Here is a 25,641-nt window from a genome sequence, read left to right on the forward strand (position 1 = left end):
CTGCCTCAAAGAGTCGCCTGCGCTGGCGCCGTTGCCCGGGCGAGCGCCATCGTCCGGGTTTCCTTCACCGTCTGCCTCGGCGGGAATGTTCGCGATTTCGGCCGCGGTGTCTCGCGAGACCTTAGGGCTCGAACCCGCCTTGGAGGGGATATCGTCTCGGGAGGTTTGTCCCGGCGCCGCCAGGACTTCCCTCGCGGTATCAAGGTGCCGCGAATCGGCATGGAGCGACGCCGGCGGAGGGACGGCTTTGTCCCTAGTTTCTGCGGAATCCGCAGAGTCTTCCAATCGTGCGTCGCTTGCCGTGGCAACAGCACCTCCATCCGGCGAAGCACCATTCTGGGGGGGCAACCCGGCCTGAGTGGCGGGAAGCGGACACGCCGGTTCCGGTTCGGACTGGCGATGGGTACCGCGGGCAAGGTCGGGCGGCGGGACGGACTCGGAAGCTGCGGCTGAGACCACCGGCTCGTCCCGTCCGACAGCATCAGACGGGTTTAGAGAAGCGTGCGGCTGGCGAACGGTCTGGACGTAACGCCGGACCTCTTCCCGGACCTGGGGATACAGAAAGACGTTGGCAACTGTGCAGATCGCCGGTATCAAGATGACCGGCAGAATCATCGGCCGTCGAGCCATCAAAACCCACAGTTTCCGAGAGTGTTTTGTTCACGAACCGAGAGGGCGCCCGATCGGGGCCGGATTACCTTCGCAAACATACACCACGGCGGAACGCCGCGCGGCGAGAAACGTCGGAAGAACGAGGATTCACCGGACCGATGGCGGTCAAGTTAAGCCGCAGAAAACGACTGGCGAAACTATGGCGGCCGACGTGCAAATGGGCGTAACCTGCGACTGGGCGCAGCCGCGGAGTCGCAGCCGAAACCTTCTACCACGTCCTGCGTGCGGACGTGCGATGACGTGGTTGGTAAGGCACGGAAAAAAGGGTAGGATGAAGAGGTCGTCGCGCAGCAGCTTGATTGTCGGACGAAAGTTTGGATTGATGGATATTCGCCGGCCCTCGAACAATGGTTATGAGCATCCCCAAGCCGATCCGCCTTTGGATTGGGGGCTCTCCGTCCCGAACATAACGCGCCGGGAGCCTACCGCGGATGAAGTGATCGTCGCCGAGCTGGTACCTCCTCGGTCGATCGCCCCGCGACCGCCCCGGCGGAACTGGCCGCTGTTTTTCGTGCTTCTCCTAGCGACGTGCCTCAGCACGTATTTGGCCGGCGGCGGGCTAAGCTCCCCCTGGGACGGCCTGACGTACAGCCTCTGCCTTATGACCATCCTGTTCTGCCATGAGATGGGGCACTTCCTTCAGGCGGTTCGCTATCATGCGCCGGCCACGCTGCCGATATTTCTTCCCATGCCCTTCTCTCCCATCGGAACCTTCGGCGCCGTGATCGCCATGGATACGCGACGTTTGGATCGGCGGCAGCTGTTCGATATCGGTATCAGCGGCCCGCTGGCCGGATTGATCCCAGCCTTGGTTTTTTGCGTGCTCGGACTTTATTTCTCCGAGGTCAAGCCCATCCAGAACGGACTCGGCGCGATTCAGCTCGGTGAACCCTTGATCTTTCAATGGTTGACCCGGTTCTTTTTCGGAGAGATTCCCAGCACGCACACCGTGTATCTCAGCTCCATGGCATTCGCGGGTTGGGTGGGATTGCTGATTACCTCGCTGAACCTATTCCCCATCGGGCAACTCGACGGCGGACATATCCTGTACGCCCTGCTGGGGCCGGCGGCCAACCTGGTGTCGCTCTTTGTGTTGATGGGTGCTACGGCGGCGGTCGTCCTCGGCGGCTATTGGGGCTGGATCCTGTTGTTGTTCTTGTTGGGGTTGATGGGGCCGGCTCACCCGCCCACGGCGAACGACGCAGCTCCACTTGGATGGACGAGGCGCATTCTCGGCTGGGCGGTTCTTCTGCTCCCAATCATCGGTTTCACGCCGCAACCGCTGACGCTGTAGGGTATTGGACGTCGCCCGGATGCGGAACACGAAGAAAAACTCCACGTTCCGGATCGCGGTGATCCCTGCTTCCGGGGACATAGTCCGTCGTGTCCGCCTTTTTTACCAACGGAGTGCCCTCTCCACGGAGTTGCGGTTTCATTTCCAAATACCCTCGGGCATATCGCCCGCGGTTTGGATGGCAGCCGGCGGTCCGATCCCATAATCGTCTGATAATCCTCTGAGAACCGTCGGCGAAAAGCTGTTTTCGTATCTTCAGTCTTTCGTTCAGCTCAGGGACCGGCTCAAGAAAACGCGACAGGGTGTACCGTTTTGATACACCCTGTCGATTCGCTTTCAAAGGAGTTGGAACGGTTCCCCGACCTCGAAAGAAGGGTCAGGAGACGTCTAGCTCGATGTCGTTGATGGTCAATTCGGCATCCGAACCGCCGGAATCGGATAGCCGACTCCAATCGACGTCACGGGCGTCGTCATCGCGATCTTCCAATTCGGCCTCGCGTTGGCACTTGATGCAAAGCGTGGCGTAGGGAAGGGCGGTCAATCGCGCCAAGGGGATGCTGCAACCGCACCCTTCACAAATGCCGTACTGGCCTTCCGCCATCCGCTGCAAGGCCTTTTCGACACGGAGCAACTCGCGGCTCTCCAACTCGGCGAGCTTGGAGCTGATCTCGTCCTGGACGGAGTCGAGCGCGAAATCGACGATGTCTCCGCCGGCTTCGGTCTTGATCTCCTTGAGGAGACTCAAATCGCCCGCCAACGCCCGGCGCAGAGCCTCTCGCCGCTTCAGCAGAATCTGCTGCATGTTCAGAATGGATTGTCTTCGGTTCATGATTCTTCCACCTCGGTGTCCGATCTTAGAAGTAGCTGAAGCCCCGCCCTCAGTCTTTCTTCGTCGAACGACCCCTTCTCATTAGTTGCCGTAACCCGTCGTTCCTTACCAGCCAAGACACATCTCTTGAGACCGGCCCAACCGACCCCACGCACCTCAAAAGCACTCTTGAGAGAAACACGCCATCGCAAGTATAGTACGCTTAGCCCAGTCGCGAGTTTCACAAAAATCGGGAAAACCGGCCTGAAACCACAAACGAAGAGCCGATTGTCGCTAAAACCTTTCCAATCAACCCAAAGTTACAAACCGCGCCCACGATTTTCCGTACTACCCCGGCGACGGCCGCAGTGCCGCCTGGCCCGGAGACTATCAGACCCTTATTTCGTTTGAACGGTTCGCGCAAAAATTGGTAGAACCAACTCGGCCGCTCCGAGAGCCGACACGCCATCGGCCGCCGATGGTATCACCCAAATCGGGGCGCTAAGCCGCAGAAACCGTTTCAGGTCGGAATCGACCCGCTTGTCATTGCAATCAGCGGGTTCGCCCAAGCGGGCCTCTGCACCGCCGATTGATACACCCCCTGCCGCTCTGGAATTGCTACCACAAGATCGGCAAAAGCGAAAAATATATCCAGAGCTTTTTCAATTATCTATTCCCCAAACGGGTGGAATAGTCCCACCGGCTTGACGATCTGAGTCGCGTGACCTACATCATCACAGGGCGACGGGTGTCTCGGCCTTCCGTGTCGAATCCGCTTCGCCGCACCACCCACCGTGAACTCTCCGGAGCGGCACTTCCGGATCTAGCAAATCACATACCACGCAGAGAAGTACGCCGAAGATAAGGCCCCTTAAAAACTCCCGACATTTGAGACCGTGGAATCTTACCGCCGATAACGCACGCGGAAAATAACCCCATCGAGGGGTTGCACCCCACGGCTCGGGATGGCGTCGTTCCAACTCCAAAGGGAATTCGCATGTCTGCCACGGTTCAGGACCTGTCATCCCTGCCGGAATCCGGATCGAGCGCGCGATGTCCCGTGACGTTGCGCGTACGGGGAAGTTCGCAGGACGGACGGGAGGTCCGTTTGTATGCGTCGCGGATCAGCATCGGATCGGCCGAGGGTTGCACGCTTCGCATCCGAGCCAGAGGCGTCCGAGCCGTGCATTGCCTGCTCATTCGCGGGCGGCGACGAACGATCGTGCGCCCCGCGCATCCGGACACCCTGCTGAATAGCCGCTCTTTTTCGGAGGCTGAATTGCAACACGGAGACCTATTGCAGGTCGGTCCCGTCGTGTTGGAATACTTGGACCACGCGCACGCACCCACGGACTCGTCGTCGTCCATGCCGGTTTGCGATCCGATCGCGACGACGGGCCACCTTGAAAACGGTGCCGGCCTCGGGGAATCTCTCGCATGCGAGAAAGCCGTAACGCGGCGGGAGGCAGCCCTTGCGCGGCAACAAGAGGAGCTGGACCGTCTTGCCGAGGCGTTACGGCACCGCGAGGCCGAGCTTAGTTTTCGGGAAAGCCGTTTGACGGACGAAGAAAACCGGCTTTCCGAGCGGCGACAGGAATGCCTGCAACTGGAACGCGACAACCGGCGGGCCGAGCAAGAGTTGACGACCCAGCGGAAACGTTTGGAGGAACGCGAATCCAACGTCGCTGCTCAGGAACAGGAATTGCGCCGCTGGGAAGCGCGTATCGTGGAGCGGGAGGCGCAACTGCAACGCGATGAAGAGGAGCTCCGCCGCCGCGTTGCCGAGATCGCCGCCAGGGAACGCGAACTGTCGGATTGGGAGGAAGCCCTGCGACGGAAAGAGCAGGCCGTCGACATTTCCCATGCCTCCCCGACACTTGCGCCCGAATCGGCGGCGGTCAGTGCCGACGTCTACTGCCGACGCGACGCTTGGGATCCTTTTGCCCCGGCGGAATCGGCACGGGCGGCGGACGTTCATGGCCGGGACGGCCTCGCGGAGCAATTCGAGGAGTTACAGGCAGATGGGAAGGTTGAGTCCCACGGAGACAGAATCCGGGAGAACGACGCGAATTCGTTGATTTCCGCAAAATGGCTGCAACGAGAGGAGCAAGTCGACGAGCCGGTCCGGGACGCCCCGGGTCCGATGACCGCATCTTCGGAGGCCATTAAGGATTCAACCGGCAATTCGGGCAAGAGCCGGGATTCGCGGCAGGCGGACGATTCCGCATCGGAAGACGTCGAGTCGTACATGCAATCGCTGTTGTCCCGGCTGAAAGGGCGGAACGATGCGATGAATGCCTCGCGGAGTTCTTACGACACACCCGCCGTGCCCGCCGAATCGAACGGTTTCCAGCCTGTTGGGGAGGCGAAATCGCAAGTGCCGGGGAAGGCGATGCGCCAACCCGCTCGTCAAACCCCGGCACGGGAACGCCCACAAGCCGCGGAAAAATCGGTCGATTTCGCGGCCATGCGCGAGCTGGCCGTGTTGGCCTCTCAAGGGGCGATCGATCGTTATGCGAAGGCCAAACTGCGAGCGGCCATGCGCGGGAAGCTCACCGTCATGGCGACGGCTTTAGGCTGCGGACTGCTGTTGACGGCGCTCGGCTGGGCGGGCCGCCTCCCCGGCTTTGCGGTTTACGGCATCGTCGCCGCCGCCGTGACGCTCTTGGTCTACTCGCTGCAATACGCGATCTTGAGCGGCCGACTCGTCGTCAATCCAAAGGGGCAGTTGCAATTGGCGGAGCGCCGGATTTCGCGGGAAATGCTCAAACTTCAAACGGGCGAGAAGATGCCCGTCGCCATCGACATCCAGTCGGCCCCCAAGCCGGATGCCGCCATGCCGGACCAGCCGCCCACGGAGTAAGCCTCGGGCTTATCATCGGGGCATCCGGATCATGACGACGGGATTCTCCCAATCCACGAGTATTCCGGCCTTTTCCGACGTCAGCCATTCGTAGTGGGAGGTCTGCATCGTTCCCAGTTCGATGTCGTTGTCGGATGTTTTCCGGCCGGGCAGGCGTTCCTCTCCTACGGCGGCCTCGATCCGTTTGAAATGCGGCAGCCAAAAGACAACGCGGTCGCCCTCTTTCTTGATCCGTCCCCAGAAATAGCCGTCTTTGACATCATCGCCCTGATTGGCGAATTCTTGGACCGGCACGGAGAAAAAGGTCCAGTCGCCGGACTGACGAATCTGGACGTGCAACGTGCGCATCCGGATCCGTTCATCTTCGATCCCTAAGAGAGCCACGTCCAGCTTGCCCGCTTCGGCGTCCGTCACTTTGACGACGCAGAATCCACTGGAGCCGGGAGCCTGCCAGGTACCGTCCCATTCCTCAGGCACAAGCGACACGGGCGACGCTCCCATCGGGCCGGTGGAGCGCACGATGGAGCAACCGGATGTGATGCTCACGATGGCAGCCGCTGCCAACACCGCGTATGGCAAGGACTTGGCCATGACCCAACCTCCCACTCCGCCCTGAAAAACGATACCCTTCCCGAGCGACCAACCGGCGTTCCGGCGTCGCCCGTCCCAGCGTCGGCATTATACAACGTGGTCCGGCGGCCGGAAAAGAATAATCCGTGCCGAGGAGTCGGATACCTTTAGAGACTGATTCATCGAGAATTGGCGCCCGGCAACGCGACGTCGCGACGGCTGTGACGGGCGCACGGTATCCGCTAGCCATTTATCGCGGTTTTCGGCGGGCGGATTTTCGGGCATCGCCTCTTTCCGATTTCGCGGGCGAAGAGGTGCGGGACGGGCCCTTGGACGCTGTATCTTCGCCCGACTTACGCGACCTTCCCGAAGCGGCCTTTTTTCCGCTGTCGGCCGGGGCTCGACTCTTGGGCGGTTCGTCCGCCTCATCCGTTTTTCTCCCGGCCTTTCGCCCTGCTGCGGTTTCCGGCTTGGGGGGCGGGGCCGCTTCCGCGCCGCGATTCTGGTCTGCCGCTTTCGGCACGGGCTCCTCGGCGGTTGCGGCTCGGGGCTTTCTTCCCCGCCGTTTAACGGCCGCCTCCGTCCCGCCGCCCGACAATGGGGCCGACGGCTCCCCGGCGGTCGCCGTGGCCGCGGCGGGTTGTTCTGAAGACGCGGCCGCAGCGGCAATCTGCCGTTCCCACGCCTCCAATCTTTGGAGCGATCCCGCGTCGATATCCTTAAGGATTTTGACGACCGTGGGATCCCGGCGGTCGGCGTAAAAGGCCGCCGCCCAATCGTGCAGCACGGCAGCGAAAGCGATGCCCTTGCTCTTGGGAACGGCTCGCTCCAAGCCCGCCACGCTGCGCGTCCGCATCTCTGCTTCGTCGGCGAGGCCCGCCACGAAAAGGACGGCCAGGGCGGCGTCATCCAGCGGGATGGTGTGGCCGCCCAGGGCGTTTTGCACCACGTAGGCCCGCATAAACGGCGAAACGCCCTTGATCTTGTCGATCCGTTCGAGGGCCTGATTGATCGTGAGCTTTCGCAACCCTTCCAGATCGAACGAATACGTACTTTCGAAGATGGACTGGAGCGGTTGCTTGATGCGAAGGGCGGCGCCGCCGGGGTCGGGCAGATCGGCCGCGATCTCGGTCAAATCCCGCACGGCACTGACGCGGATTTCGTTCCAATCGAAAAACTCGGTCCGCAACCTGCGGAAGGCCTCGGCCGCCGCCGCTCGGGGCGCGTTTTCCAACAGGGCTGCAAAAACCAGATGTTCCAGCACCGTCTCTCGATCTTCCGCCGACTTATCGTACCGATAGTGCTTGGCCAGCAATTGCTGCAAGCGCGTGAACTGCGGAACTCGGCTGGGGGGACTCATAAGCGACCTTCAAACCCTAGGAAAATGCGATGGCGTGCGGACCAACACTCTCCGACGGCGGACGGCCGGTTCAGGGAGACGGCGGCGGTTCCGTGGACGCATCGTCCGGAGAAAATCCCGTTTCACTCGTCTCCCGAACCTCGGCTTGACCGCCCGAACCCGCCGAGGCCGATGGGTCGGGATTGGGAGGCAGCACCTCCGCGAGTATCTGCGAGATCTCGATGGAGCGCTTGACGCCCTGGTCCAGGACGAACCTCAATCGGGGTGTGAATCGTGTCTCGATCTTTTCGGCGCAACGGGCCTGAAGGAATCCGGCCGCACTCTCCAAGCCGTGGAGCGCAAGACGTTGCCGCTTCTCATCGCCCATGACGGAGACGTGGACCTTTGCCGTCCGCAAGTCTTCGGCGACCTCCACGAAAGTGACAGTGACGTGAGCGACGCGAGGGTCCTTAACCTCGAATAAGATAGCCGAGCTGACGACTTGGCGAACCGCTTCGGCGAGTTTCAAAGCACGTCGTGACGTCATGTTTGTCCGTTTCCAAACCGAGAGCAAAGGCCGGCGGCGGGGCGCGAACTGCGACGCACGGCGAACGGAACACTCCCCAGGCGGCCGAATGCCGCCAGCTGGTGAGGCCGCCCCGTGACGGCGCCCGCGTCACACGCTTTGAACGGCGTCCTCCAGAGTCCGCTTGACCTCCTCGATGCGGTACGCCTCCAGCAGGTCTCCTTCCTTGACGTCGTCGAATCCGGCCAGCTTGATACCGCACTCCATGCCTTCTCGGACCTCGCGGACGTCGTCCTTTTCCCGCCGCAAGGACTCGATCGGGTAATCGCCGATAATGCGGCTTTGCCGGATGATGCGGAGGCGGGCGTCGCGGGTGATGTTTCCCGCCAACACGCGGCACCCCGCCACGCTCCCGATCCGCCCGATGTGGAATACCCGCTGAACCAATGCTCGCCCGATATCCACCTCGCGCTTCTCCGGACGGAGCATGCCCTCCAAGGCCGCCTTCAGGTCGTCGGCCACTTGGTAGATGATGTCGTATCGCCGGATTTGCACCTTGAGCTCCTCGGCGAGTTGGCGGGCCTCTTCGTCGGGCACGACGTTGAAGCCGATGATGATCCCGTCGGATGCATCCGCCAGGTGGACATCGGCCGCCGTGATTCCTCCCACCAAGGCTTGAACCACCTTGATCTGCACCTCGGGGTTCTCGATCTTGGTAATCTCCTTGAGGATGGCCTCGATGGAGCCGCGGGTGTCGGCACGGAGGAGGATGTTCAGCGTTTTCCGCTCTTGCGACTGCGACAGTTGATCGAAAAGATTCTCCAAGGTCACATGCGCCCGGGCCGCAGCCAATTCGCGGCGGCGCATCTGCTCGGCGCGATGCTCGGCGATGCGGCGGGCCTGGGCGATGTCCGGAACCACCACGAATCGGCTGCCGGCTTCGGGAACGCCGTCCAAGCCGATGAGATCGACGGGGGTGGACGGACCGGCTTCCTTCCAGCGTCTCCGCGCATCCAGGGTGTCGTAAAGGGCTTTGACCCGGCCGTGCGCCGTGCCGCAAACGACGATGTCGCCCGGTCGCAAGGTCCCCTTCTGAACGAGCACTTTAGCGACCGGACCTCGCCCGGCCTCCAATTCCGCCTCCAGGCACGTACCGCAAGCGGGCCGGTCGTAGTCCGCCTTCAATTCGTGCAATTCCGCCAACATCAGCAACGTGTCGAGCAACTGCGGAATGCCTTCGCCGGTATGGGCGCTGGTGCGGATGACCTCGACGTCGCCGCCCCATTCGCTGGGTACCAGCCCCAAACCGGTCAATTGTTGCATCACGCGTTCCGGCCTTGCCCCCGGTAGATCGATCTTGTTGACGGCCACGACGACGGGCACCTCGGCGGCTTTAGCATGGCTGATAGCCTCCTCGGTTTGAGGCATCACGCCGTCGTCGGCGGCGACCACCAGAACGACGAAATCCGTGCAATTGGCGCCGCGGGCCCGCATGGCGGTAAAAGCCTCGTGACCGGGCGTATCCACAAAAGCGATCGATTTGCCTTCCTTTTCCACGCGATAGGCGCGGATATGCTGGGTGATGCCGCCCTTCTCGCCCGACGCCACGTGCAGCCCCAGGATCTTGTCCAGAAGTGATGTCTTGCCGTGGTCCACATGGCCTAAGAATGTGATGACGGGCGGGCGGGGGCGGAGGGACTCCTCGTTATCGGGTCGATTCCAGATGGCGTCCACCTCGCTCTCGGGATCCGTCTCGGTCCGAAAGACCACTTCCAATCCCAGCTCGGCGGCCAGGAGTTCCGCGGTCGCCTGATCCAAGGCGGCGTTGATATTGGCCATCGTGCCCAGCTCGAACAGCTTCGCCAGCACTTTTTGCGAAGGCAAGCCGAAAGCTTCCGCAAATGAACGAACCGTACAAGGAAGTTCCAAGACCACGCTGCTTTTCCGGGGTGCGGCGGTGGAGACGCCTCGCGTGCGTCGCAACCGACTGGGACGGACCGTGACGACGGGTTCTTCCTCGACCTCGTCGGGCTTGACGTCAACCGTCGCTCGCTTTTTCTTCAGTTTAGCGGGCGGAGTTGCCTTCAGCCCCTCCATTTCATCGCTGATTTTGCCCCGCCGACCTCGCTCGCGCGGCAGACCGGGGGTGACGACGGCGGGATCTTCCAGCAGCCTTTCCTTCGCTCCCTTGCCTTTGCCTCCCTTCCGCTTCTCCTCTTGCTGACGCATCAGGTGCTCAGCCAGCGGTTTGGCACCCAACTTGGAAGCGCGCAGGGCCTCGATCGGCAATCGCATATCGGGCTTCTGCGGCGGCGGCTCCGCCGACTTGGCGGGAGCGATGGGTTGGGGGGCGGGCATCGGCGCCATCCGAGCCAACCGCGGAGCCGGTCGATCCGGCCGAGGACGCAATTTTTCTTTATCCTTGCCGGGCTGAGCCGGGGCCGCCCGACGCGAGCGAAGCACCGGGATCGGACGAGCTACCGGCGGTCTGACGTCGGGCGAGGGCGGCGGTTCCTGGACACGTGCGGCTCCCCCTGCCTCCGAGGAAATCCCGGTTTGCTCCTGCTCGGGAACAATTTCCGCTCCGGCCTCCGCCGCGGGAATGCTCTCCTCTTCGGTCGCGGATACCGGTGTTTCCTCGCCAACCCCGACCGCGGCTGGAGGAAGCGTTGCCCGAGTTGCCGGGGACTCCGCTTCCGCCGAAGTGATATCCGTTTCGACGGGGACAACCGCCGCCTCCGCACCCGGGGCGACCGGTTCGGTCTGCGTCACATCGCCTTCGGACGCGGGAGCACTGACAACCGGCGCGGTGACCCCGGCAGCTTCGCTTGCGGCGGCTTCGGCTACCACTTCCACTCGCGGCTCTTCAACGGGCGCCGCCGGTTCAGGCGTGCCGGTCGCGATATCGGCGGGCGGCGGCGATTCCGGTGCTCTCGCGGCCTCTTCCGGGGAAGGCTCGGGCCGGGGCTCTCGCTGGGGCGATGGGGGCAACCGATCGGGCTTGCGATCGAGGACCGGAACCTTGGCTGAGGTCACGCCCGCGGGGGGAACATAGTCTTCTCGGCGGATTGGAGCGGCCGCGGCCGATTCTCCCACGGCCGGACCGACGGACCGAGCACGTGTCGTTCGCCCCTTCGGCTGTTTGACATAGTCGCGAATGCGAGCGACTTCGTCGTCCGACAGGCTGGCCAGGCCGGACGTCTTATCGCTCATTTGAAGCTCTTTGCAGATCTCGAGTAAGGACTTCGTCTCGAGCTTCAACTCTTTTGCCAAAGCATAAATACGTGTCGCCACAAAAATCCCTCCGGATTCCCACGATCCCCGCTCGCGGAACCCTTGATGACCTCAAACTCTCAAACCATCGCACGCTCCTCCACGCTTTCACCGCATATCGGACGCCGGCCGAGACGACCGCGCGAGCCTTCGCCGTTCCTTGGATAGCGAGAACCGGCGGCGTAAACGAGGCTCAGCCTCCGGCTGTGAATTTCCCCGAGCGCCCGAGGCTCGCCATGCGGCGTCGATCAATCCTCTTCCCCGACGGCGGTCGCCGAGGTCCGATGTCCCTCTTCGGAAACATCGGCATCCGAAGGGCTATCGGCGCCCTCTTCCGGAGGCGTCGATTCTTCGTGCTCCTCCGCATCGGAAGGGGCTGAATCGACCGGCGGTGCACCCGCCTCCCCCTCGGCGGCCGCGGCTGCGGCCTCACGCTCGCGTTGGCGTTGCTTTCGCCGTTCTTCCGCGGCGATTTGGGACGCCTCCTCCGCCTTCTCCTCGGCCTGCGCGATGATATGGCGGACCTGCTCTTCCGTCAGGCCGCCCATCTCCATCAGGTCCTCCGGTTCGATGACCGAAAGATCCTCATAGGAAAGGAATCCCTCGCTGACCAACCGGTCCGCCAGTTCCTCCGTCACACCCTCCAAGGATGCAAATCCCATCAAAGCCTGTTCGAGCTGCTCATCGAGTTCCTGGCGGGTCATGATCTCGATATCCCAGCCGACCAATTTGCTTGCCAGCCGAACGTTGTGCCCCCATTTCCCGATGGCAAGCGACAATTGATCTTCCGGCACGAGAACGATGGCTCGGCCCATCATTTGGCAAAGAATGACTTCCTCGACCTTGGCCGGCTGCAATGCGTTCGGAATGAGCGTCAACAAGTCGTCGTCCCAGCGTACGATGTCGATTCGCTCCCCCGACAATTCCTCGACGATATTGCGAATCCGATTGCCGCGGACGCCGACGCAGGCGCCGACGCAATCGACTCGGCTATCGGCGCTGGACACGCCGACCTTGGAGCGGTACCCCGGCTCCCGCGCAATGGACTTGATCTCGATCACGCCCTCGGCGATTTCCGGGATTTCCTGTTCGAACAACCGCGCGACGAAGCTGATGCGGGTCCGGCTCAGAACCACCCGTAGCCGGATTCCTTGCTTGGAGACCTCGGCCACAACCGCCCGCACCCTCCCTCCGGGCTGATACGACTCGCCGGGAATCTGTTCGCTGCGGGGAAGAATCGCCTCGACGCCGGGGAGAGCAACGATCACTGCTCGAGGCTCGACCTTTTGGACCGTTCCGGATACCAATTGATTGATCTGATCGTTGTATTCGTCGAATAAGGCGTCGCGCTCGGCCTCGCGGATTTTTTGAATGATGACCTGCTTGGCGGCCTGGGCGCCGATGCGAGCGGCCAATTGGGCGGGATCCAGCACTTCATCGCCGCGGCGGCCCGTGATGGTACCGTCCCGTCGATCGATGCTGATCGTAATGTCTTCGTCCTCGCCGAATCGCTTCCGTGCCACCGAGACCAAAGCCGCCTCGATACTTTGGAAGATCACTTCCTTATCGATGCTTTTATCTCGGTGGATGACATCCACGATCCTGAGCAGTTCGTCAGGGTTCATCGCCGATCCGTCCAATCCTTCCGTTCTCGACAGGGGCACGGAAACTTTTCAGACAAAAAGCATATACCGACCTTCGACGTGCCCGAGCGCGGCAGGTCACCGCATCTCCGAACACGCTTCGGCCGGTCTGCAAGACGATATTGTACCCCATCCGCCAAGCCGCGCCCAACCCATGGATGCGACTTGACGCCGGCGGCAAATGACGGCGACGAAACCTTGCCCAGGCAACCTAATGAGAATACCAGTCCCCCCTTCGGGTGTCAAGTATCGCGCGCGGGGCGGCAGGGGTCGTGGTCGCATTCGGACGTCAGCCGCTCGAACGCATCTTGCGACCGTAGCACGCCTTGCCGCGAGAATCGCAAGGGACGCACGATCCGACCGACCGATCGGCCTTTCGAGTTGCAGCGATTGGCGGAAACACCTCGAACGTCGCGGGTTGCGTCGCCGGGCCGACGGTGTCACCATGGTAACCGTAGGGTGCTCCGCCGGGATATTTTCGAGTAAGGCCGATCCGAAATCCTCGAATAGTAAAGTGGAAATGCGAAAGACAAATAGCAGCGGCCGGGGAATTACCCGATAGCCCGTTCGGCTGGAACTCGCTTCCGGCAAAGACCGCGATGATGAGAAATCCGCGAGACCCAAGTCCGCCACCTTCGCCCCTCCTGCGTCTCCAGGACGTTTCCAAAGTATTTTGCATGGGAGCGGTAACGGTCGACGCCTTGCGGGAAGTGTCGATGGAAATCATGGAGGGTGAACTGATGGTTGTGCTCGGCCCGAGCGGATCGGGAAAATCCACCCTCCTGAATCTGATTGGGGGGCTGGACACGCCGACCGGCGGCCGCGTGTTGTACCGCCAACTCGACTTGAGTCGCGGCAACCAAAGGCAATTGACGGCCTATCGCCGCTCCGAGGTGGGCTTCGTGTTCCAATTCTTCAACTTGATCGCGGATCTTACCGCGCGGGAGAATGTCCTGGCGGCCGCGGAACTGGTCGAGCACCCGCTTGATCCGGATGAGGTACTGGACTGGGTGGGTTTGGCCGAACGAGCGGGGCATTTCCCATCGCAATTGTCGGGCGGTGAGCAGCAACGAGTGGCCATCGCCCGAGCGATAGTCAAGGATCCGCCTCTCATTCTGTGCGACGAACCGACGGGCGCCCTGGATGATGTTACCGGCAAGGAGGTGTTGAGGATTCTCTGCGACCTGAAACAGCGGCGAGGCAAGACCGTCGTCCTCATCACGCACAATACCGCCATCAGTGCCATCGCGGATCGGATCGTCCGATTGAAGAGCGGACGCATCGCCGAGTCGGTCCGCCAAGCCGCGCCGTCATGATCGCCCCCTTCGACGCGGTAGTCTTGCATCGACATGTGACGAGCGAGCAGTTCTTGGCCGCGGGGACCCCCTTGCTGGAATTGGGCCGCTGGGACCAATTGCAAGTGGAAGCCGATGTTTTGACCCAAGCCGCGGTTCGAATCAAACCGGGCCATCGCGTGGACGTGTTTCTCGACACGGGCGATCGTCAACCCGTCGCGCAGGGGACCGTGGAACGGATCCAACCCGCGGCTTTCACAAAATTCAGTTCGCTCGGCGTGGAGGAACAGCGAGTCAAGGTCATCGTCGCCCTGTCGCCGGAGACCGTCCGCGAGTTGCGACGGCGTTTTTACATCGGTGTCGGATACCGTGTCCGGGTGCACATCATCACGGACCGGCGCGAGAACACGCTCATCGTGCCTCGAATCTCGCTGTTGCGCGAAAACCTGGACGGATGGTTCGTCTGGTCGGTACGGGGAGGGCGACTGGAAAAACAGCCCGTTCGCGTCGGGTTGATGAACGATACCGATGCGGAAATCCTCGACGGCCTGCGGGAAGGCGAAACCATCGTCCACATGCCCGATTTCTGAGCCTTCACCGTTGTTCCTCCGCCGTCCCCCGCCACGGTCTCACCGGAGGGCAAGACTGACCCTCGCGATCGAGATTGGGGGTAATGCGCATTTCCGCCGGGGGGATTTACAATACACAACTAATGACCGAGAGGCGGTGCGGGCAATCCGCCCGGCGGCCGTCGGCGATGGCGATTCGGCGGATGGTCGGCGATCCTGTCAATCAACGAATCACCGCAACCGGTCGGATTACCTCCGCCTGGAGCCGGCGAGTCCCTGAACGACTTGCCGGGCCGGGTTTTTGGGCTCTTGTTCGGGTTCTGTGACCGATGATGACTCGCTTTGAGAACGCCTACGTTCTGGATGTGATGTCCGATGATCACCCCGGTATCGTGGCTGTGGTAAGTACCGCAGTGGAGGAGATGGGAGCAAACATCGACGCGTGCAGCCAAACCGTGTTGGGCGGTTATTTCACGCTCATCATGATCGTGAGTCTGCCCCGCCCCATCGAGCCGGAGACCCTGGCTCAGCAGGTGCGCCAAGCCGGCGGCGGCTGGGATTTGCAAGTCATGGCTCGCCGTGCCGCGGAGCCCGCCGTCGTATCGAGCGAAGATTGCGACCGCTTCGTCATTACGGCGTTCGGCAAGGATCAACCGGGCATCGTACGCCGATTCAGCCAGTATTTGGCGGGCAAGGATATCAACATCATGGACCTGTTCGGCGACCGCTCGGGCGACGAATTCGTCCTGATCGGGCAATTGGAGGTCCCCAAGCACTGGGAAATCCGCATGTTGCAAGCCGATCTGGAGCAGATGGGCAGCGAACTGGGCTTCGCCGTGCGGCTCCAGCACGAAAACGTCTTCGTGGCGACCAATCAGTTGCGATGCGTGATGCCCGCCGCGGTCAAATCCGAAGCACGGTGACCAGCACCCGAGGCGTGAAGGGCGGCTTTCGCAAATCCATCGGAACTTTCCCGGACCTCGCCCGGACACCCTCTCGCCTCCATGACAAGGAATCTTTCGATCATGCTCCGTACCGATGAGATCCTATCCACGATTCGGATGTTGCATGCCGAGCACTTGGACGTGCGGGCCGTCACGTTGGCCCTGAACGTCGAGGACTGCGCCGCCCCCGGCGTCGATCATCTCTGCCGCAAGCTCAAGGAGAAAATCACTTCCCGTGCCAGCCGTCTGGTGGAGGTCTGCGACCGAGTCGGCGCCAAATACGGCATTCCGGTAGTGAATAAACGGCTGGCAGTCTCGCCGGTTTCCTCGCTTTTGGCGGGCCACGGTCGCGGCGCCGCGTTGCAGGTGGCGGCGGCGCTGGACAAGGCGGCCCAAACCTGCGGCGTGGACTTCGTGGGCGGCTTTACGGCGTTGGTGCACAAGGGTATCTCCGCCGGCGACCGCGTGGTGATCGAAAGCCTGCCCGAAGTCCTGGCGAAAACCGGCAAGGTCTGCGCCTCGGTCAACGTGGCTTCACGCAAGGCGGGCATCAACATGGACGCTGTGCACGCCATGGGGCATGTGCTGAAGGACATCGCCCAAGCCACCGCCGCCCAGAAGGGGTTCGGCTGCGCCAAGCTGGTCATCTTTGCCAACATCCCGGAGGACAACCCCTTCATGGCGGGCGCCTACATGGGGGCGGGGGAGCCGGAGGCGACGGTCAATATCGGCGTATCCGGGCCCGGCGTCGTGTGCAGCGCCCTCAAGCGGCGGTTGGAACAGGGCGGCCGCGTCACCCTGGGAGATTTGGCCGAGGAAATCAAAATCACCAGCTTTCGCGTCACCCGGGTCGGGGAACTGATCGGCCGCGAAGTGGCCGCGGAGTTGGGCGTCAGCTTCGGCATCGTGGACCTCTCCTTGGCCCCCACTCCGATGGTCGGCGACAGCGTCGGCGAGATTCTGCGCACGCTGGGCATCGACCACATTGGGGCGCCGGGTTCCACCGCCGCGTTGGCCATGCTCAATGACGCCGTTAAGAAAGGGGGGCTGTTCGCCTCCAGTTCCGTCGGCGGGCTGAGCGGCGCCTTCATCCCCGTCAGCGAGGACGCCGCCTTAGCGGACGCCGTCCGTAACGGGCATCTCGTCTTGGAGAAACTGGAGGCCATGACGTCGGTCTGCTCCGTCGGCCTGGACATGGTGGCCGTTCCCGGCGACACCCCCGCGGAGACGCTGGCGGCCGTCATCGCCGACGAGATGGCCATCGGCGTCATCAACGACAAGACGACCGCCTGCCGCATCATCCCCGTGCCGGGAGCCAAGCCCGGCGACTGGGTGGACTTCGGCGGATTGTTCGGGGCCGCCCCGGTCATTGACGTACGCAATGCCGGTGCTTCCGACGCCTTCATCCATTTCGGCGGTCGCATCCCCGCTCCGCTGCAATCCCTGGGAAATTGACACCGCCTCCCCGATCCGCCGGCGCAGCCCGGTAGCGGTCGTGGTGTGCGCTGCGCAGCGGCGAATCGCCTCCGGTTTGCGCTGGAGGCTGCAACCGAGAAGCAAACGGAAAGCATTAGGAAACGCCGAAGCAAACGGCCGTTCCACCGCCGCTATAACCCCAAGATCCACCGCGCGGTGTTGAAGTAGATCACCAATCCGGTGATGTCCACGATGGTAGTCAGAGCCGGGCTGGCTATCACGGCCGGGTCGAACTTGAAGACCGTCGCCACCAAGGGCAAACCCGCCCCTACCAAGGCCGACGAAATGACTTGGAGACTCAGCGCAATCGCGATGCAAACGGCGATGTCCGACAACGAATAGCCGGCCGGTATTTCCGCACCTTGAGACAGGAACATGACTTTGGCCCACGATAACGCGCCGAGCACCAAAGCCAATAGAATTGCGATGCGAAACTCCATCCACAAGACCCGCAGCGTGTCGCGGAGGTTGATTTCTCGCAGTGCCAAGGCTCGGACCACCACGGTCGCCGACTGACTTCCCGTGTTTCCGCCGGTGTCCGCCACCATCGGCATGTACAACGCCAGGATCAGCATGTGGGTCAAGGTATGTTCGAAACTGTGGATGATCATGCCCGACAAGAGGCCCAAGGCGGCTAGGGCCACGATCCACACCGCGCGATTCTTGAAATGGGACCAAACACTGGTGCGAAGATAGGCTCCGGCGAGGTGAGCGCCGCCGATGGCCATCAACTTCTCGATGTCTTCCGTCTGCTCCTGCGTAATGATGTCCATCGCGTCGTCGTGCGTGATGATGCCTACCAGTTGCCCCTGCTCGTTCACCACGGGCAAGGCCAAGAGGTCGTATTTTTGAATGATGCGAGCGGCCTCTTCCTGGTCGTCGTTCACGCGGCAAAAAATCGCGTCGCGGTGCATGATGTCCGACACGGTCTGATGCGATAGGGCCAGGATCAAGTCCTTCAGCGAGACGAATCCCAGCAGCCGGCGATTGGCGTCCACGACGTAGGCATAGTAGATGGTTTCCTTGTCCGGGGCCTCCAGCCGGAGTTTTTGGATCGCCTCCGCCACGGTGATATCGGGCGGCAAGGCGGCGTAATCCGACGTCATAACGGCGCCGGCCGTTCCCTCGTCGTAGGAGGACAACCGCCGGATATCCTCTCTCTCCGCCCGGGCCAACAAACGCATCAACATTTCGCGGCGGTCCTCCGGCATCCGCTTGATCAAGTCCACGCGGTCGTCGGGAGGAAGGTCCGTGATGAGGCTCGCCAGCTCTTGTTGCGGAATCACTTCCGTGATCGCCATTTGCACCTCGGGGTCGAGGTGCGCGAAGATTTCCGGGCGAATCTCCGGATCAGCCAGGGAGAGAATCTTCCAGATTTCCTCCGGAGCCAAGGGGCTGATAAACTCGGCGATGGAGGCAGGATGGCAGAATCGGCAGAACTCGCGGATGCCCTCCACGTCGTTGGTGCGGAGGTAATCGCGGAGTTCCGGAACGAGGAGAGGATTCAACATGATCGCTCCTCCTTGCCGCGCGGACCGGCGGCAGGGAGGGCGAAGGGAACATCAGCCCCCGAACCGCTCTTGCCGCGTAGCGACGCGCACGGCGAAACAGGCGTGGTGGATTGTCGCTCTTGGTGCGATACGGTAGTGACCGAGGCACCTACCGCCGCTTTCCGATTCGGACCCGTTCATTGCTCGAACACGAAGAACCATGAACCGAACGTGCGTCAAAGAAGATGACGCACACTACACACAGGGCGCGCGGAGACGCCCATCCCAGGTATTCTAAAAATCGCACCTCGCCCCGTCAATCGCAAAGCCCAGCCTCAAAAGCCCTCAGCGTCGCTCCCCACGCCGTCTCCATATTGGGATTCAGGAAGAGCTCGGAATCATTTTGCCGGTAGGCTAGCCGGGCGTGCCGCGACCTTCCCTTTGCTCGACGTCTTTTCGTCATGCTTCTTTTCGTCATGCTTCGACCGGTCCGCGAACCATCGGAGGATTGCGCGGGCGGCGAGTCGAACACGCCGGGAATAGGTTCTTCGGGCGGCGGCCCATACTCCGTGTTGACCGGGATGCGCCCGTGCGATGGGGGCACTTGAGAAGCGCGCCGGGGATTTGGGAAGGATCGCGAGGCAGGAAAAAAGGAGGGGCCAGGATCGTCGTTGCAAGCCGGTGAGTGGCTTCTTCCCGCGGACGGCCATGTTTCCATCGCAATACGAAGCGCTTTCCGTAATGCGTGGCGGTTGTATGGAGTTTTCCGAATATCGGGGAGGAATCGACTGTACTTTCCGTATGCATTTTGCCGATGACATCAGCGAATCGCTCCAGTATAAGAGCGGCGCGCGGGGACAAAGTACGGTGATACTCCGCCCCTAGGACGCGGGAATTCGCCGGAACTGATTTAGAACATCCGAGAGTGAGCAAGGAAGGTCGTCATGGCATTGTGGAAGCGCCTTCTGTCGGGTCGAACTCAGCAGCGGCTTTCTCGGCACTCGCGCAAATCCACGCGGTTGCTTTTGGAAAGCCTCGAGGACCGTCAGCTCCTCAGTGGGTTGGGGCTGAACGATCCCGTGGTGGCTCCCCTTTCTCTGCCCGGCTCCGGCGTCTCGGGCGACTACCTTCCCGCCGAAATCGGGTTGATGACGACGCCCACCGTCTTGCAAAGCACGGCCACGCCCTACGCCCCACCGACGACCGTGGAGGCGTGGGTGGATGGCCATACCGTGCGATTCCGCGCCGACGTCGGCGGCGTTTGGATGGACGGCTCGCAGGATTATCTCGACACCCAAATCATCACCGATTTGATCGTCAACGACGGATACGTCGCCTGGACGGTGGGAACCCAGGACTCCTTGGGTCGGGTGGTCGCTCGCCGCGTCGGTTTTGCCGTTTACGACTACGACTCGTCGCAATGGATCATCGGCCAATCCGCGAATTTGGGTCGGCTCAGCGTGTTCCAATTCGAGAACCGCCAAGGGATCGTCTCGTGGACGGTGGGCTATCCGGAAGGGTCCGCCTTCGTCCCGCGGGAGATCGGTGCCGCCGCCTACGATGCCACGCTGAAAGAGTGGAAGTATTTTCAGACTGCCGGCTCGCTGGGCAGACGGATCATCGTGGAGACGGTCAACGAAGAGGGCGTGGTCGCGTGGACGATCGGGCTGCCGGAAGGTGCCGGCCACCGCCCGGCTTGGATCGGCATGGCGTATTACGATCGCGAAATCCACGAATGGAAGCGTTTTCAGACCTCGGTGCCGGCCGATCTCGAAGTACGCAATCTCTCCGTGGGATGGCAGTCCGTCGCCTGGCAGGCCAAGCGACCGGATGGAGGCGCCATCCAGGAGTTGGGAACGGCCTTCTTCGACGCGGCCCGCCATGTCTGGAAATCGACGCAATCGAACTACGGCCTGGGATGGCAAGTGACCGAAGTGGCCTCCAGTTCCGGAATCCAGGCCTGGGTATCGGTGAAGAAAGACGCTTCGGGAAGTGTGGTCAATAATCGACTCACCCTGACGGCCTATGACTCGCGAATCGGAGGCTTCCAAACCAAGACCTTGACGTTGGCTGCCAATAAGACGATTACTCAGCTCGTATCCAACGATTCCATGGCGGCCTGGGTCATGGAATCGACCGACGCCGGCGGGGGTGTGACCCGAAGCCTGGGCACCGCGTTCTACGATGCCGCCCAGAGGAAGTGGAAAGTGAACTCCACGCCGGAGGGTACGAATGTCCGCTTTGATAACATTTCCGTCAGCAGCGGCCTGGTGGCATGGACGGTATCGCGGCCCGACGGCTCCGGCGGCTGGGTGCAGCGAACCGTGGGGATCGCGGCCTACGATCCCGGGCGGGGACAGTGGAAATCGTTCTCCTCCCCCGAGGCGGCGAACCGTTCCATCGTGGACGTGCAGAATCACAAAGGTATCGTGGCTTGGACGATCGGCTACTTGGAAGGCGATACCTACGTCGCGCGGAACGTCGGGGCGGCCACCTACGACTATGGATTGGGGCAGTGGCAACTCCGGATTTCGACGCACGGCTTGGCGACGAACGTTTCCATGCTCAACGTGCGGGACGGGACCTTCGCCTACTCCACCCTGAATGACGTCGTTCTGGGCACTTACGATCGGACTTCGCAAAGCTGGCAAATCTACCAGTCCTCCAATACCACGACGGTCCGTATTCACCAGATTACGCTGCGAAAGGGCCTGGCCGCTTGGTCGGTGGCCTACGCCTCAGGATTCGACGCCACGTTCCAGCCGCGGGATGTGGGGTACGCCGTTTACGACAATCTGGCGGGCGGCTGGCAGACCGCCGTCGAATCCTTCGCGGGCGATCCCGCCAACCGGATCGAAGACCTTCATATCGAGGAAGCGGCGATTCATTTCTCCGTGGGCGGCACGCCGTATCGACGCACGTACGATGTGAACACGCAGGCTTGGGGGACCGGAGATCCGACGACGGTTTCTCGGTTCGTGGTCACGCCCACGGCCGTCCCGTTGAACCGAGCAGTCGTCTTCATGAACGCCTCCATCGGCTATGAAGACGTACTTTACGACTACGGCGACGGGTATTTCGATGATGCGGGTTTCCACACCTATTCCTCGGTCGGCGTTTACACGGTCACGCAAGGCGCTCTCGGTCCGGAGGAGGTGGACACCTCCATCCAAACCGTGGCCGTACTGCCTACAGGGACCGCCGCGGCGCTGGGGACGGTGAGCACCCTCAACCTGACCAATCAATCACCGGCGAACGGCACGCTGTGGTATAGTTTCCAAGTTGCTGCGAACGGCGCTTTCACGGCGGATGTCTCGGGAGCAGGCGTCGGGGCCGGCATCCAAACGGCTCTGGTGACGGTCGACGCCAACGGCTTGTACCAACTTCTGGCGGCCGACACCGCGCACCTCGGTTATGCCGGCGTAACTGCCGGTACCACCTACTACCTGATGATCACCGGCCTATCCGGCAACGTCGATGTCGCGCTCGCCAATCCGGCGACGCTCTCGCTCAGCGACCCGGAAGTCACGATCTTGGGTACTTCCGGCGACGATACCGTCCTGATCGGATACGACGGCGGGTTTTTCGCCCTCCTCAACGGAGTTCCCTACGAGTTGAATCCCTTGGTCAGTCGAGTGATTTTCCAGGGCCGCGACGGTAATGATCAAGTCATCGTGCTCGGCTCGGACGGCGATGACGTGGTAACGATGGGCGTGTACGGCGGCGATAGCGGCGCCGATGTGACGGCGACCGGATTCAGCGTCTCGTTGCGGGGAACGGAGCAGGTCCAATTCTTCGGTGGAGCAGGCCGCGACGTTGCTGAAATTATCGACACGCCTTTCAATGACGTCTTCACGGGCCGGCTGGGAAGCAGCGTGCTGGAAGGCGGCGGCTTCCGTTTCGAGGCGGTGGACACGGAAATCGTCCATGCTTACCGCCGCAACGGTGGGACCGACGTCGCCGACATCTACGACACCGACGGCAAGGACTTCTTCGTCGGCACCCCGCAGTGGTCCCGCCTAACCAGCGCCGATTACGATTATTTCGTCCGCGTCAAAGGGTTCGCGGAAGTACGCGCCCATGCCGTTGATTCCGGTCTCGATTCGGCCGAGCTTCGCGATTCGGCGGGGAACGACACGTTCATCGCCACTCCCCAATGGGCGAGCATGACCGGCCCCCGGTACCAGATCCAAGCCGAGGGGTTCGAGCAAGTGATGGGGCTTTCCGTGTCGGGCGGAAATGATGCCGCCCATCTGAAAGGTTCGGCCGGGGCGGAAAACCTCAGCGGCGCACCGGGAGCAATCGCCGTGGCCGGCAGCGGCTTCGTCCAAGCGGCCTACGGATTCCGCGAAACCACCGTCTATTCGATGGGCGGATCGGACTCGGCCTCCCTCACCGATACCGCCGCCGATGACGAGTTCGTCATGGCGCCGCGCCTCCTAACGCTCCAAGGCGGAGGATACAACCTGAGGATTCAGGGCTATGCCCTCATAGAAGTCACGGCGTCCCAGGGGGGAACGGACGTGGTCCATATCTACGATTCGGCAGGCGACGATCTCTTCGAAGGCGGGCGGGGCGCAGTCACAATGACGGGGCCGGGCTACGCCCTCAAAGCCAATCTGTTCGATTACGTGCACGCCTACTCCTTGGCCGGCGGCAACGATCGGGCGGTCCTCCGCGATTCGGCTGGAGACGACACTTTCGTCGGTCGGCCCACCGTGGCGCGGCTGTCCGGCTCCGATTACAGCATCCGCCTTCGCGATTTCGAAGAGGTCGAGGTGACTTCGTCCAACGGCGGCAACGATTATGCCCTACTCTACGATTCGAGTGCCGCCGATCATTTGGCCGCGACGGCGCTGGGATTAGAGCTTTCCGGCGGCCCCGCCTCGCAGCCGTTCCGCTATCGCGTGCTCGGATTCTCTCAGGTCCGCGCCGTGGCCTCCGACAATCAAAACACCAAGTCGATCGATCCGGCGGCCTTGGCCTACCTCAGCCTGACCGGCCAGTGGTAAACGCGCAGGCCAAGGGCTAGACTATTCCCGATCGCTCCATTCGCGTCCGTACCGCAAGTGCGGCGCGAACGGCGATGGCAAGGTCGGCCCGCTTGCCGCGCGAGGTGCCGTATCGGCCTCGAGCGGCGATTTCAGGGCGGGACGACGGAGCCCGGCGGTGGTGTGCCCTCGTGCTGCTTGACTTGGGAGACATGCTCATGGCCCGACCTCTCAGTAAACTGGCGCCCGACTGGTGGGATTACACGACGCTGTATCCGGAGATCCTGAAGGATGCCGCCAAGCTCACGGTCCGCCAGGTCGAGCGACTGTCGCGCCCGGGTTTTCGCGTGGTCCTGTACGACACGCTGGAGGAGTTTTATCTGGCTGAGGCCCTGGAATACATCCAGGCTTGGCGGCAATCGACGGCCGACAACCCTTGCGGCATCTGTGGACCGATCGGCCCGACCGAACAGTTGCCGTTGGTCGCGCGGCTGGTCAATGAATTGAACCTGGATGTCCGCGACGCGCACTTTTGGGGCATGGACGAATGGGTGGAGGACGGCTTGCCCGTCCCCACCGATCATCCCTTGAGCTTTGCCCGTGCGGACTGGGATTTATGCTTCGGCCGGATTCACCCCAAACTGCGTATGCCCAAGGACCACCTGCATTTTCCGACGGGCGACCTCGCCGCCTACTCCGCTTCGTACGATGCGATTCGCTGCGTGGTCATGCAGGGCGGGCAAGGGGATATCAAGCACTGGGCGTTCAACGATCCGCCCCGCCGTCGCGGTCGATGGAAGGACGATCCGCCTCCGCCGCAGGAATATCGAAAACTTCGCACCCGCGTCACCGACCTGCATCCGGTCACGATCATGCAAAACGCGCGGACCAGCGGCGGGGGCCAGGTGAATCTCGTCCCCACGCAGGCCGCCACCGTCGGGCCCGTCGAGACCTGGAAAGCCGAAAAGGTTTCCATCTGGCAGGCGGGAATGCACGACAACCCCTTCGGCATGAGGCTGACCACGCTCATGATCTCCAAGGGTATTGCCGATAGTGCCGTTCCCATGTCGCTGCTGGCCGATCACCCCAACGTGCAGTTCAACTTCTATCGCCCGGCGCTGGCCGAGGTGAAGACCGAAATGCACTGATCCCGCGGAACCGTGCCGGTCCAGGCCCTGCCGACGCCGCGCCGGGGCATTTGCGGCGGCGGGTGCCGTGCCATGCCCGACGGGATGCCGCCTTCACCTGGGAAGGTGTCGCTATAGCGTTAGCGATGGCGTCGCGGTCATTCCTTCAGCACCAAATCGATGCAGAGAACCGCGGCCAGAATAAGCTGTCTCAAGGGACTGGTCGGGGGAACGGCCTCGGAAATGATCAGGGCGTAGGTATCCGCCGAGGTGAACAACTCTTTCGCCAGGCCGCCCCATTTCTTGGTCACCCGCGCCAGCTCGTTGCCGTCGCGCTCGAAATAGAATTCCCAGCTCGTCCATTTCCCTCGCAAATCGCACAGATATTGGCCGTTGACGTCCAGCACGTCGAAGCGTCCGCCGATGGAAAAGATGCGCTGCCGGAACTGTCCGATCCATTCGTCGTTTTCATTGAAGACCTTGACTTGCGACCGAAAAATGGCGATCCCGCGGGCGACCCGCAGTACCTGATTCCCTTGCATGTCGCGGACGATGGAGTTGAAGGGCGTCATCCGCTTGTAATCGGTGAAGCGCAGCAGTTTGGTGAAGAACCCCAATCGTTCCTCTCGGCATTCCATCAAGGGTTCGCCGGTTTGAGCATCGAAAATGTCATAGTTGCTCGCGGCCTTGAACAGCCCGACGTGTTCGCGCACGAGGAATTGATTCCGCGACAGAATAGGGTGCATGGCCGCTCTCCTTCG

The 25,641-nt window shown here is 62.0% G+C and carries 16 protein-coding genes; 8 read left to right on the forward strand and 8 right to left on the reverse strand.

Translation table 11 applies throughout. The features are described 5' to 3' along the window. Positions 1-943: 943 nt before the first annotated feature. Positions 944-1,966 (forward strand): site-2 protease family protein, encoded by a 1,023-nt coding sequence (locus tag ACZ5B4_RS01310; protein WP_464912635.1) that lies wholly within the window; start codon positions 944-946, stop codon positions 1,964-1,966. 376 nt (positions 1,967-2,342) lie between these two features. Here ACZ5B4_RS01310 and ACZ5B4_RS01315 read toward each other — a convergent pair whose 3' ends face one another. After that, a complete protein-coding gene (locus tag ACZ5B4_RS01315) occupies positions 2,343-2,795 on the reverse strand; it encodes a TraR/DksA family transcriptional regulator (protein ID WP_464912636.1) in 453 nt (150 codons plus the stop codon). 976 nt (positions 2,796-3,771) lie between these two features. On the opposite strand from ACZ5B4_RS01315, the gene ACZ5B4_RS01320 reads away from it, so the two are divergent. Beyond that, the gene (locus ACZ5B4_RS01320; RefSeq protein ID WP_464912637.1) at positions 3,772-5,637 is read left to right on the forward strand and encodes an FHA domain-containing protein; all 1,866 of its coding nucleotides are present in this window, start codon (positions 3,772-3,774) and stop codon (positions 5,635-5,637) included. A 12-nt stretch (positions 5,638-5,649) separates the two neighbouring features. Here ACZ5B4_RS01320 and ACZ5B4_RS01325 read toward each other — a convergent pair whose 3' ends face one another. The 5 genes from ACZ5B4_RS01325 to nusA all read right to left on the reverse strand — a co-directional run bounded on the left by ACZ5B4_RS01325 (position 5,650) and on the right by nusA (position 12,970). Then, a complete protein-coding gene (locus tag ACZ5B4_RS01325; protein WP_464912638.1) occupies positions 5,650-6,228 on the reverse strand; it encodes a hypothetical protein in 579 nt (192 codons plus the stop codon). A 229-nt stretch (positions 6,229-6,457) separates the two neighbouring features. Further along, a complete protein-coding gene (locus ACZ5B4_RS01330; protein WP_464912639.1) occupies positions 6,458-7,567 on the reverse strand; it encodes a hypothetical protein in 1,110 nt (369 codons plus the stop codon). A 70-nt stretch (positions 7,568-7,637) separates the two neighbouring features. Further along, complete coding sequence (gene rbfA, locus ACZ5B4_RS01335; RefSeq protein ID WP_464912640.1) at positions 7,638-8,093, reverse strand: 30S ribosome-binding factor RbfA; 456 nt, start codon at positions 8,091-8,093, stop codon at positions 7,638-7,640. A 129-nt stretch (positions 8,094-8,222) separates the two neighbouring features. Further along, the gene (infB, locus tag ACZ5B4_RS01340) at positions 8,223-11,366 is read right to left on the reverse strand and encodes a translation initiation factor IF-2 (protein ID WP_464912641.1); all 3,144 of its coding nucleotides are present in this window, start codon (positions 11,364-11,366) and stop codon (positions 8,223-8,225) included. Positions 11,367-11,593: 227 nt separating this feature from the next. Then, positions 11,594-12,970, reverse strand: coding sequence for a transcription termination factor NusA (gene nusA / locus ACZ5B4_RS01345; RefSeq protein WP_464912642.1), 1,377 nt, complete (start codon positions 12,968-12,970; stop codon positions 11,594-11,596). Positions 12,971-13,665: 695 nt separating this feature from the next. On the opposite strand from nusA, the gene ACZ5B4_RS01350 reads away from it, so the two are divergent. The 4 genes from ACZ5B4_RS01350 (at position 13,666) to ACZ5B4_RS01365 (ending at position 17,251) form a co-directional block, all read left to right on the forward strand. Further along, positions 13,666-14,304, forward strand: coding sequence for an ABC transporter ATP-binding protein (locus ACZ5B4_RS01350; RefSeq protein WP_464912643.1), 639 nt, complete (start codon positions 13,666-13,668; stop codon positions 14,302-14,304). After that, positions 14,301-14,873, forward strand: coding sequence for an efflux RND transporter periplasmic adaptor subunit (locus ACZ5B4_RS01355; protein WP_464912644.1), 573 nt, complete (start codon positions 14,301-14,303; stop codon positions 14,871-14,873). The genes ACZ5B4_RS01350 and ACZ5B4_RS01355 overlap by 4 nt, the downstream gene beginning before the upstream one ends. A 308-nt stretch (positions 14,874-15,181) precedes the next feature. Beyond that, complete coding sequence (locus tag ACZ5B4_RS01360; protein ID WP_464912645.1) at positions 15,182-15,775, forward strand: glycine cleavage system transcriptional repressor; 594 nt, start codon at positions 15,182-15,184, stop codon at positions 15,773-15,775. A gap of 102 nt (positions 15,776-15,877) precedes the next feature. After that, positions 15,878-17,251 carry a DUF711 family protein gene (locus tag ACZ5B4_RS01365; RefSeq protein ID WP_464912646.1) on the forward strand — a complete coding sequence of 458 codons (1,374 nt, stop codon included), beginning with the start codon at positions 15,878-15,880 and terminating at the stop codon, positions 17,249-17,251. 152 nt (positions 17,252-17,403) lie between these two features. Here ACZ5B4_RS01365 and mgtE read toward each other — a convergent pair whose 3' ends face one another. Next, positions 17,404-18,783: a magnesium transporter gene (gene mgtE / locus ACZ5B4_RS01370; RefSeq protein ID WP_464912647.1), complete on the reverse strand. Its 1,380-nt coding sequence runs from the start codon at positions 18,781-18,783 to the stop codon at positions 17,404-17,406. 923 nt (positions 18,784-19,706) lie between these two features. On the opposite strand from mgtE, the gene ACZ5B4_RS01375 reads away from it, so the two are divergent. Next, positions 19,707-23,774 carry a hypothetical protein gene (locus ACZ5B4_RS01375; protein ID WP_464912648.1) on the forward strand — a complete coding sequence of 1,356 codons (4,068 nt, stop codon included), beginning with the start codon at positions 19,707-19,709 and terminating at the stop codon, positions 23,772-23,774. Positions 23,775-23,971: 197 nt separating this feature from the next. Beyond that, positions 23,972-24,901, forward strand: coding sequence for a sugar phosphate isomerase family (locus ACZ5B4_RS01380; protein ID WP_464912649.1), 930 nt, complete (start codon positions 23,972-23,974; stop codon positions 24,899-24,901). A gap of 137 nt (positions 24,902-25,038) precedes the next feature. Here the strand turns inward: ACZ5B4_RS01380 and ACZ5B4_RS01385 are convergent, their stop codons facing one another. Then, the gene (locus tag ACZ5B4_RS01385; protein WP_464912650.1) at positions 25,039-25,626 is read right to left on the reverse strand and encodes an LURP-one-related family protein; all 588 of its coding nucleotides are present in this window, start codon (positions 25,624-25,626) and stop codon (positions 25,039-25,041) included. Between the last annotated feature and the right edge of the window lie 15 nt (positions 25,627-25,641).

It is taken from the genome of Thermogutta hypogea, assembly GCF_055386265.1.

Coding starts and splice junctions, on each gene's coding strand:
- ACZ5B4_RS01310 (WP_464912635.1), top strand. CDS start 944: ATGAAGAGGTCGTCGCGCAGCAGCTTGATTGTCGGACGAAAGTTTGGA.
- ACZ5B4_RS01315 (WP_464912636.1), bottom strand. CDS start 2,795: ATGAACCGAAGACAATCCATTCTGAACATGCAGCAGATTCTGCTGAAG.
- ACZ5B4_RS01320 (WP_464912637.1), top strand. CDS start 3,772: ATGTCTGCCACGGTTCAGGACCTGTCATCCCTGCCGGAATCCGGATCG.
- ACZ5B4_RS01325 (WP_464912638.1), bottom strand. CDS start 6,228: ATGGCCAAGTCCTTGCCATACGCGGTGTTGGCAGCGGCTGCCATCGTG.
- ACZ5B4_RS01330 (WP_464912639.1), bottom strand. CDS start 7,567: ATGAGTCCCCCCAGCCGAGTTCCGCAGTTCACGCGCTTGCAGCAATTG.
- rbfA (WP_464912640.1), bottom strand. CDS start 8,093: ATGACGTCACGACGTGCTTTGAAACTCGCCGAAGCGGTTCGCCAAGTC.
- nusA (WP_464912642.1), bottom strand. CDS start 12,970: ATGAACCCTGACGAACTGCTCAGGATCGTGGATGTCATCCACCGAGAT.
- ACZ5B4_RS01350 (WP_464912643.1), top strand. CDS start 13,666: ATGGGAGCGGTAACGGTCGACGCCTTGCGGGAAGTGTCGATGGAAATC.
- ACZ5B4_RS01355 (WP_464912644.1), top strand. CDS start 14,301: ATGATCGCCCCCTTCGACGCGGTAGTCTTGCATCGACATGTGACGAGC.
- ACZ5B4_RS01360 (WP_464912645.1), top strand. CDS start 15,182: ATGATGACTCGCTTTGAGAACGCCTACGTTCTGGATGTGATGTCCGAT.
- ACZ5B4_RS01365 (WP_464912646.1), top strand. CDS start 15,878: ATGCTCCGTACCGATGAGATCCTATCCACGATTCGGATGTTGCATGCC.
- mgtE (WP_464912647.1), bottom strand. CDS start 18,783: ATGTTGAATCCTCTCCTCGTTCCGGAACTCCGCGATTACCTCCGCACC.
- ACZ5B4_RS01375 (WP_464912648.1), top strand. CDS start 19,707: ATGGCATTGTGGAAGCGCCTTCTGTCGGGTCGAACTCAGCAGCGGCTT.
- ACZ5B4_RS01380 (WP_464912649.1), top strand. CDS start 23,972: ATGGCCCGACCTCTCAGTAAACTGGCGCCCGACTGGTGGGATTACACG.
- ACZ5B4_RS01385 (WP_464912650.1), bottom strand. CDS start 25,626: ATGCACCCTATTCTGTCGCGGAATCAATTCCTCGTGCGCGAACACGTC.